12 protein-coding genes are annotated in these 17,594 nt (G+C 68.8%); 2 read left to right on the top strand and 10 right to left on the bottom strand.

Annotated features, from left to right (window positions below; all coding sequences use genetic code 11):
- Positions 1-50 precede the first annotated feature (50 nt).
- The 5 genes from ACGFNJ_RS04055 to ACGFNJ_RS04035 all read right to left on the bottom strand — a co-directional run bounded on the left by ACGFNJ_RS04055 (position 51) and on the right by ACGFNJ_RS04035 (position 8,367).
- Positions 51-1,199: a cation:proton antiporter gene (locus ACGFNJ_RS04055; protein WP_393443107.1), complete on the bottom strand. Its 1,149-nt coding sequence runs from the start codon at positions 1,197-1,199 to the stop codon at positions 51-53.
- Entirely contained in the window at positions 1,196-1,585 is a 390-nt protein-coding gene (locus ACGFNJ_RS04050; protein WP_393443105.1) for a hypothetical protein, read from the bottom strand. The genes ACGFNJ_RS04055 and ACGFNJ_RS04050 overlap by 4 nt, the downstream gene beginning before the upstream one ends.
- Positions 1,586-1,652: 67 nt before the next feature.
- Positions 1,653-3,374, bottom strand: coding sequence for a fatty acyl-AMP ligase (locus tag ACGFNJ_RS04045; protein WP_393443103.1), 1,722 nt, complete (start codon positions 3,372-3,374; stop codon positions 1,653-1,655).
- Positions 3,371-8,131, bottom strand: coding sequence for a type I polyketide synthase (locus tag ACGFNJ_RS04040; RefSeq protein WP_393443101.1), 4,761 nt, complete (start codon positions 8,129-8,131; stop codon positions 3,371-3,373). The genes ACGFNJ_RS04045 and ACGFNJ_RS04040 overlap by 4 nt, the downstream gene beginning before the upstream one ends.
- On the bottom strand, positions 8,128-8,367 hold the full coding sequence (locus ACGFNJ_RS04035) for an acyl carrier protein (protein WP_393443099.1): 240 nt from the start codon (positions 8,365-8,367) through the stop codon (positions 8,128-8,130). Before ACGFNJ_RS04035 ends, ACGFNJ_RS04040 begins: the two co-directional genes overlap by 4 nt.
- 141 nt (positions 8,368-8,508) lie before the next feature.
- On the opposite strand from ACGFNJ_RS04035, the gene ACGFNJ_RS04030 reads away from it, so the two are divergent.
- The gene (locus ACGFNJ_RS04030; protein WP_393443097.1) at positions 8,509-9,468 is read left to right on the top strand and encodes an MBL fold metallo-hydrolase; all 960 of its coding nucleotides are present in this window, start codon (positions 8,509-8,511) and stop codon (positions 9,466-9,468) included.
- Positions 9,469-9,503: 35 nt separating this feature from the next.
- Here ACGFNJ_RS04030 and ACGFNJ_RS04025 read toward each other — a convergent pair whose 3' ends face one another.
- The 3 genes from ACGFNJ_RS04025 to fadD5 form a co-directional block, all read right to left on the bottom strand.
- On the bottom strand, positions 9,504-10,592 hold the full coding sequence (locus ACGFNJ_RS04025; RefSeq protein ID WP_393443094.1) for an RNA ligase (ATP): 1,089 nt from the start codon (positions 10,590-10,592) through the stop codon (positions 9,504-9,506).
- A 73-nt stretch (positions 10,593-10,665) separates the two neighbouring features.
- Positions 10,666-11,271, bottom strand: coding sequence for a cysteine hydrolase (locus ACGFNJ_RS04020; RefSeq protein ID WP_393443092.1), 606 nt, complete (start codon positions 11,269-11,271; stop codon positions 10,666-10,668).
- A gap of 28 nt (positions 11,272-11,299) precedes the next feature.
- On the bottom strand, positions 11,300-12,871 hold the full coding sequence (fadD5, locus tag ACGFNJ_RS04015) for a fatty-acid--CoA ligase FadD5 (RefSeq protein WP_393443090.1): 1,572 nt from the start codon (positions 12,869-12,871) through the stop codon (positions 11,300-11,302).
- A 344-nt stretch (positions 12,872-13,215) separates the two neighbouring features.
- Here fadD5 and ACGFNJ_RS04010 point away from each other — a divergent pair, with 344 nt between their 5' ends.
- Positions 13,216-14,193, top strand: a complete 978-nt coding sequence (locus ACGFNJ_RS04010) for an NAD(P)H-dependent flavin oxidoreductase (protein WP_393443088.1) — start codon at positions 13,216-13,218, stop codon at positions 14,191-14,193.
- 149 nt (positions 14,194-14,342) lie between these two features.
- Here ACGFNJ_RS04010 and ACGFNJ_RS04005 read toward each other — a convergent pair whose 3' ends face one another.
- Complete coding sequence (locus ACGFNJ_RS04005; RefSeq protein WP_393443086.1) at positions 14,343-14,915, bottom strand: TetR/AcrR family transcriptional regulator; 573 nt, start codon at positions 14,913-14,915, stop codon at positions 14,343-14,345.
- Between the two features lie 301 nt (positions 14,916-15,216).
- Positions 15,217-17,586 carry a lysylphosphatidylglycerol synthase domain-containing protein gene (locus ACGFNJ_RS04000; protein ID WP_393443084.1) on the bottom strand — a complete coding sequence of 790 codons (2,370 nt, stop codon included), beginning with the start codon at positions 17,584-17,586 and terminating at the stop codon, positions 15,217-15,219.
- Positions 17,587-17,594 lie beyond the last annotated feature (8 nt).

Here is a 17,594-nt window from a genome sequence, read left to right as displayed (position 1 = left end):
CCGAGTGGTTTGTTTATCCAGCTGAACACGCCGAATGCTTTTGCCCGGCACTACGCCGTTTGGGTAGTGTTCGCCGGGGCCTTGGCGGCCAGCCGATTTGCCGCCACCGCAGCGATCGCGATCGTGCACAGTGCCCCGAGCATCAGCGCGGCAGCCTCGCCCTTGACCAACACATCCAACGCGGTGCCGACCGTGACCGCCGCGACCGGTACGCCGATCTGGGCGGCCGCGAGTGCGCCGTACCCGACCGGCTGACCGATGAGCCGCGGCACCAAGTGCACGAGTACCGCACCGAGCCCGAGCGCGATGCCGAGTGCGATCAGGTGCGGATGCTCGCCGAAATCGCGCAGATTGAGCCGGGCACCGAGCCAGACGAAGAACAGCGGCGCGAGAAACCCGTCGCTGATCGCGAACAACTGCTTGGCCACCCGCCGCGGCTCGCCGATGGCGGCCACCGCGAGCCCGGCGGCGAACCCCGCCAACATGATCGACACCCGGGTCTGGGTGGCCACGGCGCAGAGCGCGAACAGCATCGCCAAGCTCACCCGCAACTCCAGCGCGAGCTTGCGCTCCTCGGAGATCCGATGCACCCGCCTGCGGGCGCCCGACTTCTCCGACCACCGCAGCAGCAGGAACAGCACCACCGCACAGCCTGCGACCGCCGCCGCGCCGAGCGCCGCCCGCCCGGCATTGCCGGGATCGATCGCCAGCGGCAATGCCACCACGCAGGCGGTGTCGGCGATGGCGACCTGCGCGGTCAACGCGAGCACCGGCGCACCGGTCAAGCCGAGCGAGTCGATGATCGGCAGCACCAATGCCGCCGAGGAGGACGCGAGCAGCACCGCGTACATCGCGCCGTGCCCGGTGTCGAACCAGTGGGCAATGCCGAAACCCGCTGCGGCAGCGGGTAATCCGACCAGAATCGCGCGCACCGCGCCGACCCCGAGTGCCGAACGCACCTGCGGGTCCCGCACCGGTACTCGGCTGCCTGCCACGAACATCACCACCGCGAACCCCATGTCCGCGAGGAAGGTGAACAGCGGGTCCGCACTGTGCAGCACGCCGAACCCGGTGGCGCCGAAGATGATTCCGGCGATCAGCTCGCCGAGGATCACCGGCACATGCCAGGCGGTGCGCAGCGCGAACAGCGGGCCGCACAGCCCGAGTGCCACCACCAGGGCGAGGGTGGAGAACGTCACGGCAGGGCGGCGATCTTCGCCGGTATGGCGATGTTCTCGTCGGCCCAGTGGATGGCGCAGACCCGGTGGTAGCCGTCCGCGATCACCATCGGGATACCCGTGCGAAAGTCGCCGCGCACCAACAGGATCGGGGACAGCGTCTTGCCATTGGCGATCTTGATCAGATCGCGCCGGACATGCTGATTGTCCGGCGAAAGCAGCTCGAGCTGCGCGGCCCGCAGAATGTCCTTGGCCTTCTTGTGCACGATAGGGGCGGCGCGCAGGTCGTCCACCACGGCACTGACGATCTTCGGACCGGCCAGCAACTCCAGATAGTCGGCCGCGGCCGGGTAGTCGTGTTCCTCGGGCTCGTCTTTCCAGTGCACGGTGATGATGTCGGTAGCCATCGCATCATCTTCGCGGTCGCCGCGCCGGATCAGCGGGACCTCGACGGTGTTTTCTCCGTCTGCTCGGTCAGATCACCGCGATCGGAGCCAACTGACCGGCGATGTAGCGGGCCCGGCATTCGCCGCGGCGCAGCTTACCGCTCGTCGTCTTGGGAATGCGGCCAGGTTCCACGAGCATGACCGCGCCGGGCATCACCTCGTGCGCGACCGCGACCGCCGTGCGGATCCGCCGGGCCAGCGCCGAAAGTTCCTCGGGCGCAACGGCATCCACACTGGTGAGCTCGGCGACCACGACGAGGTCCGCGCGCCGCCCGTCGTCGTGCCCGAACGCCGTCACGTGGCCGGGCCTGACCTCGGGCGCGCAGGACTCGACCGTCGCTTCGATGTCGGCGGGATAGTGATTGCGCCCGTCGACGACGATGACGTCCTTGCGGCGGCCCGCGATGTAGAGCTGGTTCTCGAACAGGAAGCCGAGATCGCCGGTGCGCAGCCAGCTGCCGTCGTGGCCGGCGAGGGTGGCGTGGAAGGTCGCGGCGGTGGCGTCGGGCCTGCCGTAGTAGCCGTCGCACACGTTGGCGCCCGCCACCCAGATTTCGCCGACCCGGCCCGCGGGCAGCTCGACACCCTCGGTCGGATCGACGACGCGCACCTGCTGCCCTTCCGCCGGTGTGCCGCAGCCGACCAGCTCCGGCCCGCACAGTGCGTCAGCGGGCAGTGCGATCGCCCGCCCGTCGGCCAATGCGCTGCGGTCGAAGCGGTGGACCGTCGGCGCCGAGTGCGGGTCGCAGATCGTCACGGTCAGCGTCGCCTCGGCCAAGCCGAAGCCCGGCGTGTGCGCGGTGTGCCGGAAGCCGTGGTCGGCGAAGGTCGCGGTGAACTCGGCGAGCGTGTCGGCCCGGACCGGCTCGGAGCCGTTGAGCAGCAGATCGAGTCCGGACAGGTCGAGCGCGGCGCGCTCCTGCGGTGTTGTCGACGAAACCGCAAGGGTGATACCGAAATTGGGGCCGCCGGTGATGCCTGCCCGATAGTCGCTCGCGGCCTCGAGCCAGCGGATCGGCCGCTTCACGAAATCCGAGGGCGACAGCGTCACGCCGAGCACCCCGCAGTAGAGCGGTAGCGACATGCCCAGGATGAGACCCATGTCGTGGAAGAACGGCAGCCAGGTCAGGATCGACTTGTCCGGGGCCGGGTGCAGCGCGTGGCACAGCTGTTCCAGTGCCGTGGTCATGTTCGCGTGCGTGACCCGAACTCCGGTCGGCGCCTGCGTCGAACCCGAGGTGTACTGCAGGTAGGCGAGCTCGCCGTGGATGGGGTCGATGGTCGGCGGGGCCGAAGGCATGGACGGCGCGGCGACGTCCGAAGCCAGTGCCAGCACCTGACCGAGTACCGGGCCGAGCATGGCTGAGCTGGTCGAATCACCGTGCGACAGCAGCGACACGGTGGGCCGCGCGTCGGCGAGCACCCCGTGCAGCCGCTCCCGATTGCGCGGGCCTGCCGGCGGAAACAGCGGCACCGCAATGCGATTGCTGTACAGGCAGGCCAGAAACGCGACGGCGTAGTCGAGTCCGTGCGCGCACAGGATGGCTACCCGATCGCCGGGTGCGCTGATCCCGCGCAGGCGGTCCGCGAGTTCGCCTGCGGCAGCGTGCAAACGGGCGTAGGTCACGGTGCTCGGCGTCCGCTCATGCATCCGGTAGCGCAGGTGGGTGTAGGCGACGGACTCCGGCCTCGACTCGGACCACGCCGCGACTCGGACGGCCAGGCTGTTTCGCGTCGGGCTCGTCGTCACAGCGCCTCGCCGATCTGCCCCGCCGGAACCGGATCGGCGGCGGACCTGTGTTGGGCGGGCGGGCGACCGATGCCGTTCGAATTCCACCGTGGGGAAACCGGATCCGGTCGTCGTGCATTCCCCGGTGCGGCATCCGGTACGGCGAGCAGGTAGGGCTGGTCATATCGCAGCGCCTGGCCGAGCAGCGCGGCGCCGCGGCCGGTGTCGAACGCGTCCGGCGGCCGTTGCGCCGAATCGGCGTCCGGCCCTGTCGCCCATCGGCCCCAGCCCACGCTGCGCACGCCACGTTCCGGATGCTCGCGCGCCAGCGTGTCCATCGCGGCATTGGCGGCGGCGGAGGCGGCCTGGCCGGATCCGCCGAGCGCGCCGGTGGCGGCCGAGCACAGCAGGATGAAGTCGGTCGGGTCGGCCGCGGTGAGCTCGATCAGGTTGGCCGCCGCGGTCACCTTGGGCGCGAACATCGTGACCAGCTGCTCGGTGCTGACCGCAGGGAAGTCGGCGTCGGCCGTGCTGCCCGCCGCGTGCACGACGCCGCGGATGGTGGAGCCGCACGCGCGAACGTCGTTGAGCGCGTTGGCCAGATCGCCGTGGTCGGCGGCATCGCAGCGGACGACGACGATCCGATCCTCCAGTCCGTCGAGCACCGCGGGCACCGGCCGTGGAGCGCGGGTCAGCACCACCACGTCGCGCGCTCCGGCATCGAGCAGCCAACGCACCGCGACCGAACCGAGTATCCCGAGCCCGCCGGTGACCACATAGGTGCCGTGCACGTCGATGGCGGTGGTCTCGGCCGACCCGTAGCGCGCCGCGGTGAAGCGGCGCACCGCGAGTTGCCCTGCGGACAGCCGCATTTCGTCCGGCAGCCGGGTCGGGTCGCCTGCGATCATCCGACACAGCGACGCCACATTCCGCGGGTCCGCGTCGGTCCACACCAGACGGACGGGGCGGCGGGATTCGAGCTGCAGCGACCGCACCAATCCGGCGATCGCCTGCGCCGCCGCCGACGGTGCAGGCAGCGGCAGCACGACCGTCACCGTGGCCGCACCGTCGTCGGCGTCGACCCGCTGGAGCAGATCGAGAATGCGGCCGAGCACCGTCGCGAGACCGTCGGCCGCATCGGAAACCTTGGCAGCCGCACTCCTGTCGGCCGACCAGCACAGCACCACGGCGGTGCGGGCGCGGCCGGGTCGCCTGGTGAGCACGGCGGTGACGATCCCGCTTGCGGCATCGAGCTCCCGCGTCACCCGTTCGGTCGGCATCGCGTCGTCGAGTGCGGTGGCCAGCCGCAAGGCAAGGCCGGAGCCGCCGACCACCAACGCGCGCTCGGCGGCCGGGTCCGAATTCGCCAGGCGGAGCGATTCGATGGCGCACGGCTCCCAGGTTTCCTGGCGGAACGGTGCGGTCCGCTCGGCCTCCGCCCGCTCGGGTGCGGTGCCGATCGGGTTGTGCGCGCCCGGTCGCGCGAAGCGAATGTGCACGCCGGACATGGCAAGACACGGGACACCGTGCTGATCGGTGCCGATGACGTCGCCGATCAGCTCGGTGCCGGTGCGGGTGCGCAGGAACGCATGCGCCTCGAGCACGGTCCGGTGCGGTTCGGCCGACAGCCACGCGGACTCGATGCCGACGGTGAGCGGAATCAATCCGGCGGGCATGCCTGCGTACCCGGTCAGGGCGAGCAGTTGCAGGCAGCCGTCCAGTGTTGCCGCACTACGCAATTCGGCGACGTCGAAGGTGCCGACGGCGCGCTCGGGCCCGACCGCGATGCCGCGCAACACGCGGAATCCCGGCCCGTATTCCAGCCGCAGCTCGCGCAGATCGTCGTAGAACGTGGCGGGCGTGACGGCCCGCATCTGGTGTCGCCCAGCCCGGTTGGCGTCCACCACCCGCATCCATGCGACGATATCTGCGGGCGTGGGGTCACCGACCTGCCGGGCCGACGCCAGCGCTCCGGCGTCGGTGACCTCCGCCCGCAAGCTGCCGTCGTCGTGTCGGCGATACGTGACCTCAGGCAAGGCTGCGAGCTCGAGCTGTGCGCGCACCACGAAGTCGGCGAGCATCGTCGCCGCCTCGGCGCCCGCCAGGTGCAGCAGCCGGTGCAGCCAGAAGACCGCGGGCACGGTCGGCACGCCGTGCACCACATGGTCGGTGAGATCCTCAGGGGGCAGGGTGTATTCGCCCGCATCCCGGGCCGCCGCGGTGGTGATCAGCGGGAAACGGCGCTTGCGCCACCCCCGCGGTGGTACGGCGGTGAACGGGCCTTGCGCGGACCAATCGATGGCTCGCCCCTCCAGATGCAGCTCAGCCAGACAGGTCAGGAAATCGCCTGCCTCGTCGGCGCGCGTCGCCACCGGGTGTGCGGCGTCCCGGAATTCGGGATACTCGCGCAGTGCGGGCAGCAGCACGGGATGCGGCCCGACCTCGAGCACGGTCGAGATGCCGTCCTCGACAGCGTGTTCCAGCGCTGCGGCGAGTTCCACTGTTCCCGACGCATTCTCGGCCCAGTAGGCGCCGTCGAGCGCCGCCGTTGTCAGCGCTTCGCCACGGCGGGCGGTGGAGTACATGGGGACGCGCGGCGACAACGGCGTCAGCTCGGCGAGTGCGTCGACGAACTCCGGCAACACGGCGGCGGGTGCGATGTAGTCGACCGTGATGCGCTCCGCGATCATGTTGCGGCGGTTGGCCCGTCGGACGAGCGTGTCCACGTAGCGCGCCGCGCCCGACACCACCACCGACCGCGGCCCGTTGACCGCCGCGATGCGCACCTGCGCCCGCATCGGCTCCACCAGCTTCGCCGCCTCGTACGGCGCCGCCGTCAGCAGTGCCATCGCGTCGTCGTCTGCCACGCCGACGAGTGCCTTGCCGCGCTGCACCGCGATCAGCGCACCGTCGGACAGCGACAACGCGCCGCAGGCGGTGGCCGCGGCGATCTCGCCGATGCCGTGCCCGGCCACCGCGTCCGGCCGAATTCCCCACGCCGCGAGCAGCTCCGCCAACGCCACCTGGTAGGCGAACAGCGCGGGCTGGACGAGTTCGGTGACGTGCGTGCCGTTTCCGTTGCTCGGCGCGGCAAGCGCGAAGCCGTGCCGTGGCGTCCACACCCGCGGCCCGCCCGCGGCGACGATCGCGTCCGCGGCCTCGGCCACCGCGTTGGCGAACGCGCGGTGCCGTGCCGCGAGGGCCCTGCCCATCGCCACGTGCTGACCACCCTGCCCGGAGAACACGAAAAGCAGTCCGCCGTGCCTGCGCGCCGACGCCGGGCCGATGACCGCATCGGTCGCACCGTTCCCCAGTGCGCGCAGCCGCGCCACCGCGTCGCCGCGGTCACGCGCCAGCACCGCCGAACGGTGCTGCTCCGGCAGCAATCTGGCTGCCGCCGCGGCGAATTCGCGCAACGGTTCGTCGTCGAGTGCGAGCCGGTCGGCGTAGCGGAGTGCGCGGGTGCGCAGCTCCGCGGTGTCCCGGCCGGTGACCGGGATCAGCGTCGGCGGATCGGCGCCCGCCGCCGTCGGGGTCGTCGCGGCACCGCGCAGCACCACATGTGCGTTGGTGCCGCCGAAGCCGAACGCGCTGACGCCCGCGTGGCGTTCGCCGACGGGCACGGCGCGCCAATCGACGGGTGACGTCGGCACACACAGCCCGCGCTCGGCCAGCTTCAGCAGCGGATTCTCGGTGCGCATACCGATCGTGGGGGCGATCGTCCCGTGGTACACCGACAGTGCGGCTTTGACCAATCCGATGACGCCCGCGGCCGCTTCGGTGTGCCCGATATTGGCCTTCACCGACCCGATCCGGATCGGTGAGCTCGGCATCGAATCACCCTGTGCGATAACGGCAGATAGCGCTTCGATTTCCACCGCGTCGCCGAGTGAGGTGCTGCTCGCATGGCATTCGAAGTAGCCCGCGTCGCCCGGCACGAGCTCGGCGCGCGCCCAGGCGGCGCGCAGAATCTCCTGCTGCGCTCGGCCGTTCGGGGCGGACAGGCCATTCGTGCGACCATCCGACCCGACCGCCGAACCCACGATCTCCGCATAGATCCGATTGCCTTCGCGCACCGCGTCTTCCGTGCGCTGCAGAATCACCACCGCGCAGCCGTCGGCGCGGGCGTAGCCGTCCGCGTCGGCATCGAACGGTGTCGCCCGCCCGTCGGGCGCCAGAAAACCGCTCTCCGCCAAGTAGTTCGAAGGGTGCGGCAGCAGGGTGAGGTTGACACCGCCGACGATCGCGAACGGCGCGGTGTGATCGGTGAGCAGCCGCACCGCCAGGTCGACGGCGGCCAGCGAGGACGAGCAGGCACTGTCGAGCACCAGGCTCGGACCGTGCACATCGAGGACGTAGGACAGGCGGTTGGCGATGCTGCTCAGCGCGGAGCCGGCGACGGCGTAGGTCGCGTCGAAACCGGACCGGCCGAGCACCGCGACCCCGTGGTCGTAGCCGGACGCGCCGAAGAGTACCGCTGCATCCGAACCCTTTGTGCGATAACCTATTCCAGCGTCATCGAGGGCCTCGATCGCGACCTCCATGGCCAGCCGCTGCTGCGGGTCGAGCAGCGCGGCCTCCCGGTCGGCGATGGCGAACCAGTCGTTGTCGAACGACTCGATGTCGTTCAGGTATCCGCCGTGCCTGCCGAGACGTCCCGCGGGCGGCGGACCGGTGGCGTCGCGTCCGGCCAGCAGCATGCGCCAGAATTCTTCCGCGCCAACGGCGCCAGGCACTCGGCAGCCGATGCCGACGATAGCTACCCCGGATGCCGTCATCGCATCGCGAGATGCTCGACTAAGCGATCTATGTCGGGATAGTCGTACATCGCGGCGACGGACACCTCGACACCCATGGCGTCTTCCAGACAGGCCGTCAACCGGGCGAGGTGCGTGGAGCTCAAGCCGAGATCGGCGAAGGGCGCGTCGGTGGACACGGCGGCCGCGTCGACGCCGAGCAGCTCGGCCACGGCGGTTACCGCCGCGGCCTGCGCCGCACGTCGAATGTGCACCATCGAGCTCCGCTCCATCCCACTTCGCACTCCCCCATGGTGGCGGCGTACCACGACCGCTCAGTTACTCCCGCGATTATGCCGAGATATCGGACCGTGGAGAAGAGTCTTTTGCGTGGCGTGTCCATCCCCTACCGTGGCGAGGTGACCGAAAACGCCGCAGGCCTGGCCGATGGACGACCCGGAACGTTCAGCACGCTGGCCAGGTGCTGCACGGCACTGGCCGCCACGCCCCGCCGCCTGCTTCGACCACGTCAACCTGACCAGGCGTTTCTCGCCGGGCTCAGCACCGCCCCCGCCCCGAAGGCCGGGGCAACGGTCCGGCTGACCGCCATACCGCAGGCCACGATGGCCGCGCCGACCATCCTGGTCGCCGAGGGCGTGCGCAGCCTGCGCGAGGTGCCGATGGCGATGGGCGCGTTCCTGGTCGAGCATCCGCAGGCGCGGTTCCTCGTCGATCCGGCCATCTGCTCGGACGTGCACGAGCGCGTCCTGCCCGGGCTGCCGTTCCCCTTCGGCAGGATGGTGTCCCCGGACAAGCCGGTGCTCGGACTGAGCAACGCGCTCGCCGCGCGCGACCTCGGGCCGTCCGATATCGACTTCATGCTGGCCACCCACCTGCACTGGGACCATGTTTCCGGCCTGCTCGAGCTGCCGGACACGCTCGAGCTCCGGCTGCCCGCCGTCGAGTACGACTGGGCGATGCACGGCGCCGAGGCCCCGATCGGTGTGGTCCGCGCACCCTTGCGTGGCCAGACCATCGCGCCGGTGGAACTCGACGGGCCGCCCGTGCTCACCTTCCCGCGCAGTCACGATGTGTTCGGCGACGGCGCGGTCGTGCTCGTCGACCTGGCGGGCCACACCCCCGGCAGCATCGGTGTCCTGCTCGCGGTCGATGACGGCACCCGGGTGCTGTTGGCAGGCGACTCGATCTGGAACAAACTGCAGGTGGAGTTGATCCGGGAGAAGGCGCCGATGCCGGGGCAACTCGTCGATGCCGACCGCGACGAGGCATTCCGCACGATCCAGCGCATGCACGCGCTGCCCGCGGACATCGAGATCATCGCGAGCCACGACTACGCCGCGATGCACGCCAGGGCGTAGCGGCGGGGCCGGGTATGCCTACCCGGCCCGCGGCCTCACTCGTACTCGGTGCCCCCGTCACGGAGCAGGTACGCGTCGGACACGATCTTGCCGATCGCCCGGCCGCCGAGAATCGGCGAATACCGTTCTGCCGCAGGTCGGATCACCACACCCTCACGGATGTTGGCCGCCGTTCCGGTGATCGTCTCGGCGCCCTCCGCGAGCCGGAGCAGCAGTTCGATGTCGTACGGGCCTTCGTAGAGCACGGGTGCGCGTGGCACTGTCACGCCGAGATCGCCTAGCACCGAGCCGATTTCGGCGTGGTCGAGCCAGCGCACCGCGCCTGCCTGCTCGATCGCGATGTCGAACAGCGCGTAGCCGAGGGTCTCGTCCTGCCTGGCGCTGGCGCCGTAGTGCAGGTCCTGCACGCCCGCGCCGTAGACCTCACCGAACAGACCGACCCGCGCGACGTCGAGCGCTGCGGCCAGCTTGCGCGCGGCGTCGACGAGGCCGTGCCGGTGCGCGGCGCGCCAGTACAGATTTCCCTCGACCGGCATCAGCGCCAGCGACTGCGCGCCGATGCCCTTGGAGGACACCTGGATTCGGTCGGACTCCCGGAGGTAGGTCAGCAAACACGCGGAGCCGTGGATCTTTTCGGTGGCAACGACCGGCTCGCCCGGCACAAAAATATCCGGGTACCGCTTGATGTTCTCGACGTCGATCCACCGGATCAGGTCGGGCGCGGACTCCACCGCACCCGACATCGACACCGGGATCGGCGGCGTCCACTTGACCACGCCGAGCAACTCGGCGAAATCGGTGCGCTCGGTAGCAGCCTGCGTCAGGTCCACCGCGCCGACCAGTTCGGGCAGGCAGACGATGCCCTGCGACACCTCGCCGCGCAACCGCACCGTCTTGACCCGGTTGTGCGCGCCGCCCGCCAGCTTGCCGGTCAGCCCGAGCTCGGCGATCAGTGCCTCGGGCAGCACCGCCTGCTCGGGGATGTACAGCGCGTAGTCACCGGTCGTGAACGCGCCCTTGGCGACAACGGCCCGGTAGAGCCCGACCTGCGCGAGCTCGAGCCGATCCGCGTTCGGATGCGGGTGGACGACCAGCCGCTCAGCGGTTACTTCAAAGGTGGACATGGAACCCCCGTTCGATTCCAGGTCAGCGTATGGTTCGGGACCGCCGCTGGTCGAACGGTTTTCGCGGTCCCGGTCAGCGTCGGGTGATCAGCTCCAAGGACTGCGCCGCGGTCAACGAGCCTGCCGTGACGAGTTCGAGGTTGGCCAGCGCCGCCTCGTGCGCGTCCGGTGTCGCCGCCGCCACGCAGTCGGCCACCGCGTGCACGGTGAAGCCGAGATCGGTGGCGTGCCTTGCGGTTTGCTCCACGGTCAGGTTGGTCGCGACGCCGGTGACGAACAGCGTGTCGATGCCATGCCCGGCGAACCATTCGGCGAGCTTGTTACCGGCCAGCCCGGACAGCTTCTGATTGTCGAACACCTCGGTCTGCTGGCCCGCCATCTCCGGAATGAGCTGAGTGCCTGGGGATTCCGGCCGGAACTCGGTCTGCGCCGCGCCCACCGACCGCATGAAGCCGGTGTTGCGGACCAGTTCGCCCTCGCCGACCGGAATGGTGAACCTGGTGAAGATCACCGGCGTTTGCGCGGCGGCGGCCGCCTCATGGAAACGCACCGCGCGCGCCACCACGCCGCTGGCGGCGACCGGCTCGGCCAGCATCGGCCCGAAGAAGCCTTCGGGCTTGATCACGTTCACCTGCCAGTGCAGCGCGAGCACCGCCGCGCGGATCCGAGGGATGGCCATCGACCGACCGTATCTCAGGTGGCCGGTGTCAGGATGAATAATCCTTGCGCAGTTGGACTTTGACCACCTTGCCGCTGGCATTGCGCGGCAGCTCCGCAACAAGCACCAGGTCCTTGGGGTGTTTGTAGCGCGCCAGGTTCTCGTTGAGGAATTCCGTCAACTCGTCCAGGGTCAGCGTCTCGTCGGCGCTGGTGAGCGCGACGACGGCGACCGGAACCTCGCCCCACTTCTCGTGCGCCCTGCCGATCACGGCCGCCTCGCGAATCTTCGGATGCGCGAAGAGCACGTTCTCCACCTCCGCACAGTAGATGTTCTCGCCGCCGGAAATGATCATGTCCTTCTTGCGGTCGACCACGTAGATGAAGCCGTCCGCGTCTTGGCGCACCAGGTCGCCCGAGTGGAACCAGCCGCCGGCGAACGCTTCCGCCGTCGCCTCCGGCTTGTTCCAGTAGCCCTGCATGAGAGTCGGTCCGCGATAGACGATTTCGCCGATCTCACCGGGCGCGACGTCGTTCATCTCGTCGTCGACGATGCGCGTCTGGATGGTCGGGATCGGCGTGCCGACCGAGCCGAGCTTGCGCAGCGCGTCCTTGCCCTCCAGCACGCAGGTGATCGGCGACATCTCGGTCTGCCCGAAGACCGCGACGTTGACCGCGTTCGGGAAGCAGTCGGACATGGCGCGCAGCACCGTATCCGAGGCGGGCGCCGCACCCCAGCTGAGGACCTCCAGCGCCAGCTTGCGATCGCGCACCGTGGGGTGATCGCAGATGAGCTGCCACTGGGCGGGCACGCAGAAGGCCGAGGTGGCTTGCTCGCGCTCGACCGCGTCGAGGAATTCGCCTGCGTCGAACGCGCCCAGCGGATGCAGCACGGTTTTACAGCCGAGCAGGAAAGCCGGTGCGAGACTGCCGAGTCCGGCGATGTGGAACAGCGGCGAGGTGCAGAAGCCGACGGAATCCTGGGTCATTGTCAGCGCCCGAATGCAGGTCAGCGCTTGGGAATTCATGTTCGCATAGGACAGCACCGCGCCCTTCGGGCTTCCGGTGGTTCCTGAGGTATACATGATCAACGCCGGGGTGTCTTCCGCGATATCCAGTGGCGGGTGCGGCGCGCCGTCCTCGGCGAGCACGTCGTCGAAGCCGAGGACGCCGTCGCTGCTCTGGCCACCGATCACGATGCAGGTCTCCAGCGCGGGCGACTGGGCCCGCACGGCGGCGGCCAGCGGCTGCAGCACGGTGTCGGTGACGATCGCCTTGGCGCCGCTGTCGCTCACGATGTAGGCGACCTCGGGCGGGGTGAGCCGGAAGTTCACCGGCACCGCGATGGCGCCGAGCGCGTTGATGCCGAAGACGGTCTCCAGGTATTCGGGGTAGTTCAGCGCCAGGATCAACACCCGGTCGCCGAAGCCGACGCCGCGGCGGGCCAGCGCGTCGGCGAACTTCAGGGAGCGCTCGTGCAGCTGCCGCCACGTGGTGTCCGCCCCGCGGAACCGCACGGCGGTCGCGTCCGGGCGCATCTGCGCGTGGGTGGCGAGCTGGTTGTTCCAGTGGTTGCGGCGCGACCTGATCGGCTCGCCGAGCGCCTGGACACCGATGGTCATGCCACGAACTCCTCTCGGACCCGAACCTGCGTCCGCCTGAGGTGGTCGAGAGCGGGTGACGGGCTGATCTGAACAGCAGAATAGCAATTAACTTAATCGCCGGGCAAGCATTCGGCACACGAACCGTCGTTAATCGAGGCGACCCAGGCCTCGCTCCGGACAAATGCCTGTTAGCTGCTGTTTTCCCGCAATATCGGGCAGTGCTGGTCCGGTAGAAGCCGCTCCGGCGTGCCATCGGGATGCGAACGATGGCTTACTTAGGAGTTGAACCCGAGCGGACCCTCGTGTCACCATCGACGGGTCCGGGCGAACTGGCACGCCCGCGCGAACACAAGGAGAGCGCAATGCTGCGTACCAGGTTCACCGAGACCTTCGGCGTAGAACACCCGATCGTGCAGGGCGGCATGATGTGGGTCGGCCGCGCCGAACTCGTCGCGGCCGTCGCCAACGCGGGCGGGCTCGGGTTCATCACCGCGCTCACCCAGCCGACGCCCGACGATCTGCGGCGCGAGATCGACCGCACCAGGGAGCTGACCGACAAGCCGTTCGGCGTGAACGTCACCATCCTGCCGTCGATCAACCCGCCGCCGTACGCCGAGTACGTGCAGGCCATCATCGAGAGCGGCGTCAAGATCGTCGAGACGGCGGGCAGCAATCCCGAACCGTTCCTGCCGTACTACAAGGACGCGGGCATCAAGGTGCTGCACAAGTGCACCAGCGTCCGGCATGCGCTGAAGGCGCAGCGGATCGGCGTCGACGGCGTCAGCATCGACGGCTTCGAATGTGCGGGCCACCCCGGCGAGGACGATGTCCCCGGTCTGATCCTGATCCCTGCCGCCGCAAGGGTTTTGGACATCCCGATGATCGCCTCCGGTGGTTTCGCCGACGCCAGCGGACTCGTCGCCGCCCTTGCCCTCGGCGCGGATGGCGTCAACATGGGCACCCGCTTCCTGTGCACCCAGGAATCCGCGGTGCACCAGAAGGTCAAGGAACAGATCGTCGCCCACTCCGAGCGCGACACCCAGCTGATCTTCCGCACCATGCGCAACACCGCTCGCGTGGCCGACAACGAGATCAGCCGCAAGGTCGTCGAAATCGAAAAGGCGGGAGGCACTTTCGAGGATGTCCGCGACCTCGTCGCCGGCGCCCGCGGCCGCCGCGTCTTCGAGGAGGGCGACCTCGACGCAGGCATCTGGAGCGCAGGCCAGGTTCAAGGCCTTATCCACGACATCCCGACCTGTGAAGAACTGATCACCCGGATGGTCCGCGAGGCGGAGGAACTCATCACGGCGCGCCTGGCCGACAGCGTCATCGTCGGCTAGCGCCACCTCGAAACCCGCTCGCCAGCGGTGTTCCGAGGTCAATTCGCGAAACCCCTTGATCCGCATCCTTTCTGTGCATCCGCACCCGTTCTGGCAGCCCAGCGCTGGTGCGGATCCACAGAAAGGATGCGGATCAAGGTCTTTGCGCCTCAGCCGGTGCGAACCCGGCTGGACAGGCCGGGTTCGATCAGTTGTTCCAGGCGTTGATACGCCTCGGCCGGGGCTATCGGCGGGTCGGCGTCGGCGATCGCGCCGAGCACCCCGACGATGCCCCAGGACAGGAACGTCATGGTCGCGGTGAACTCGGCCTCGTCCATGTCCAGCAGTTCGGACAGGTGCTCGGTGAGGATGTCGGCGACCATTTGCCGCGTCGTACGCAGCAGCAGGGCACCACTTTTGCGGCCGAGTAGCGCCTGGTACACCTCGGGATTCGCCGCCGCCATCTGGAACAGCGTGTGCACCGGCGCCAGCGGCACCGTGGCGTCGGTGTCGCCGGATCCGGTCGCGGTCACCGCGGCGCGCAGATAGTCGGTGCTGCTCAGCAGCAGCAGATCGTCTTTGTCCCGGAAGTGCGCGTAGAACGTGGATCGGCCGACATCGGCGCGATGCAGTATGTCGCGCACCGAGATTCGGTCATAGCCGCGTTCGAGCATGAGTTCGATCAATGCCCGATGCAGCAGGCTCTTGGTCCGCCGTACCCGGCGATCCGTGCTGCCCGTCACCCTTTTCACTTCCGACGACAATGTGCCTCCCGTACAACTGTCGCGAATCCGTCCCGAACGGAACGGTTTCCGATATTTTGCCCCTGGTCGAAGTGCGGACACCTCCCGGCCATGAACGCATGACCAAAAACGCACCCCAGTCTTCCATCGGACCCAGTCACCATGACACCGAAACCGGAGTTCTGCCTACCAACTCCGACGGTTATGGCGTATTCGCGGCAGTATTTCCGATCGACTGCGTCGGATGCCACCTTCGTTTTGGTGACTTTCACATTTCCGCGCGCCACCAAGGAATTAGGGGCTAGATCATGTCCTTCGACGCCAGCCAGCGCATGGTCGGCCAGCCGCAGAACACCGGAAGCCAGCAGGTGAGCACGCGGTAGAGCAGCACCGAGGGCACCGCGATATTCGCAGGAAGACCGAAGGCGGCGAGACCGCCGATCAGCGCGGCCTCGACGGCGCCGACACCGCCGGGCGTCGGCGCCGCGGAGGCGAGCGTGCCGCCGATCATGGTGACGATGGTGACGGTCACGAAGGTGGTGCCGCCGCCGAATGCCTCGACGCTGGCCCACAGCGCCCCCGCCATGCCGAGGGTGATCGCGGCGCAGCCGAGGATGATCACCGAGAAACGCTTGGGGTCGCGGGCCAGCTGGCCGAGTTCGCCGAGCACTTCCTGCAATTGGGGCCGCACCGAATTGTTCAGCCAGCGACGCAATGTCGGCACGAACATGAACGTGCCGATGATGCCGACCCCGACACCGGCGAGCAGATACAACACCGTGGGGTCCGGCACGAAATGCGAGAGATTGGCCGAGGTGCCCGCCGCGACGCTGAACACGGCGAGCAGGCTCAGGTGCGTGATCACCTGCACCGCCTGCTGCAACGCGACCGCGGCGGTGGCACGCACGGCGCCGATGCCGCCCTTCTGCAGGAACCGCACGCTGAGCGCGAGCCCGCCGACCCTGGCGGGGGTGGTCGTCGCGGCGAAGGTGTTGGCGATCTGCATGATCACCAGATTGCGGAAGCTCACCGCACCGGACGCGCAGGCCCACAGTGCCGCTGCCGCACCGACATACGTCAGGCTCGACACGGCGAGCCCGAGCAGCGCCCACCACCAGTTCGCCGACTTCAGCTGGGTGAAGAAGGTCGGCACCGCGCTGATGAACGGATACGCGACGTAGACGAGCCCGATCAGCAGCACCAGCTGAATGATCTGGTTGCGGGTGAATCGCGTGATCTGCTCGGCCTGGATCCGATCCTGCCCGGTCTGCTTGCGCACTTCATCGCGCGCCTCGGACAGGGCGTGCTTCCACTCGGGGACCGACCTGCGGAGCCCGACCGGCATGGCGGACTTGATCAATCGGCTCGCCGCGGCCAATACGGCCTGCGCGCCGAGTGATTCGATGGCCGCGCGCACCGCGGCCTCCTTGCCGAAGATCGCGGTCGTCGACACCAGCAGCTGTGCGATGTCGGACTGCTGCTGCTTGGCCGATGCGCCGTACTCCGAGCTGGCGAATCCGCCGAACAGCGTGCTGCCGTTGTCGATTCGGATCTCGGTGGGGCGCAGGTCGCCGTGCGAGATCTGGCCGTCGTGCAATGCGCGCAGCCCGGTCCACACCTGCGTCAGCTGTTCGGCGGGCAGCTCGGTGAGCGGTGCGCCCTTCGGCATGGTGTGCGCGTGCATCATCCAGCCGCGATCGAGCGCGGCGACTGCGACCGAGGTGCTGCTCGCCAGCCCGAGGTCGCCGACCGCGATGGTGATCAGCGCGCGATGCTCGACGGCACGATGCATGGATCCGTGCAGCGCCGCGGTTTCGCTGGCCCGGAAGGTGAGCCAGCGCCACAGCTGGCGCAGCGCCCCGAAGCTGCGCTGATTCTTGCCGTACAACTCGATGACGAGCTCGCGTTCCGGCCCGTCGATAGCGGCGGCGAGCACCAGCGGACCCCGGCCTGCCGGATGCACGACGGTGAACCGGGTGACCGTGTGCCCCCGCTTGGCCAGCACGCGCGCGGCCGCGTCCAGCGGCACCTCCAGCGCGGGCGTGCCGACCAGCCACACGAGGATCGCGCCGACCAGCCAGCCGACGGCGAGCCCGAACATCGCCCGCGCGGGCACGACGGTGCTGACGACCAGGTGGATCGGCGCGAACGCGAGCAGCAGGAACCACAGATACCGGCGCGGGCGGTTGGGCAGCCACGGGCTCGACACCGTGAGCACCGCCGCCAGCATCGCGATCCAGCGCGGGTCGTCCAGGAATTGGGAGAGGAAGGTATCGAGCCGGTTGGGCTCGAAATGCCATTTCGGCGCGGAAAGGCCGGTTCCGGTGATCGAAAGCAGGAGTCCGGCGATCAGGCCTGCCGCCGCGTACCCGGCAAGCAGTTTCCATTGCCTGCCGATGATGAGCTCGATCAAGATGGCGAAGGGCAATGCGACGATCGCCATGCCGTAGACGAGATACACCAGGTTGGACTGCTCGGGTTCGAGGAATCCGACGATGTTGGACAGCGACTTTTCCAGCTGTAGCCATTCCGGCCGGGTGATCAACGACGCGGCGATGACGACCCCAACCCACAACGCCGCGAGCACGACTCGGACGATGTCACTGGTCCGCCGGATCAGCGGTTGTAGCAGGTTGCCCGTGACCGGGATTTCCCGCCCGTCGACTCGCATGAGTATCG

This window comes from Nocardia sp. NPDC049149 (assembly GCF_043197455.1).
Taxonomy (GTDB): domain Bacteria; phylum Actinomycetota; class Actinomycetes; order Mycobacteriales; family Mycobacteriaceae; genus Nocardia.
This window is presented reverse-complemented; position numbering and strand designations above follow the sequence as displayed.

Coding starts and splice junctions, on each gene's coding strand:
- ACGFNJ_RS04010 (WP_393443088.1), top strand. CDS start 13,216: ATGCTGCGTACCAGGTTCACCGAGACCTTCGGCGTAGAACACCCGATC.
- ACGFNJ_RS04040 (WP_393443101.1), bottom strand. CDS start 8,131: ATGACGGCATCCGGGGTAGCTATCGTCGGCATCGGCTGCCGAGTGCCT.
- ACGFNJ_RS04050 (WP_393443105.1), bottom strand. CDS start 1,585: ATGGCTACCGACATCATCACCGTGCACTGGAAAGACGAGCCCGAGGAA.
- ACGFNJ_RS04035 (WP_393443099.1), bottom strand. CDS start 8,367: ATGGTGCACATTCGACGTGCGGCGCAGGCCGCGGCGGTAACCGCCGTG.
- ACGFNJ_RS04020 (WP_393443092.1), bottom strand. CDS start 11,271: ATGGCCATCCCTCGGATCCGCGCGGCGGTGCTCGCGCTGCACTGGCAG.
- ACGFNJ_RS04000 (WP_393443084.1), bottom strand. CDS start 17,586: ATGCGAGTCGACGGGCGGGAAATCCCGGTCACGGGCAACCTGCTACAA.
- fadD5 (WP_393443090.1), bottom strand. CDS start 12,871: ATGACCATCGGTGTCCAGGCGCTCGGCGAGCCGATCAGGTCGCGCCGC.
- ACGFNJ_RS04025 (WP_393443094.1), bottom strand. CDS start 10,592: ATGTCCACCTTTGAAGTAACCGCTGAGCGGCTGGTCGTCCACCCGCAT.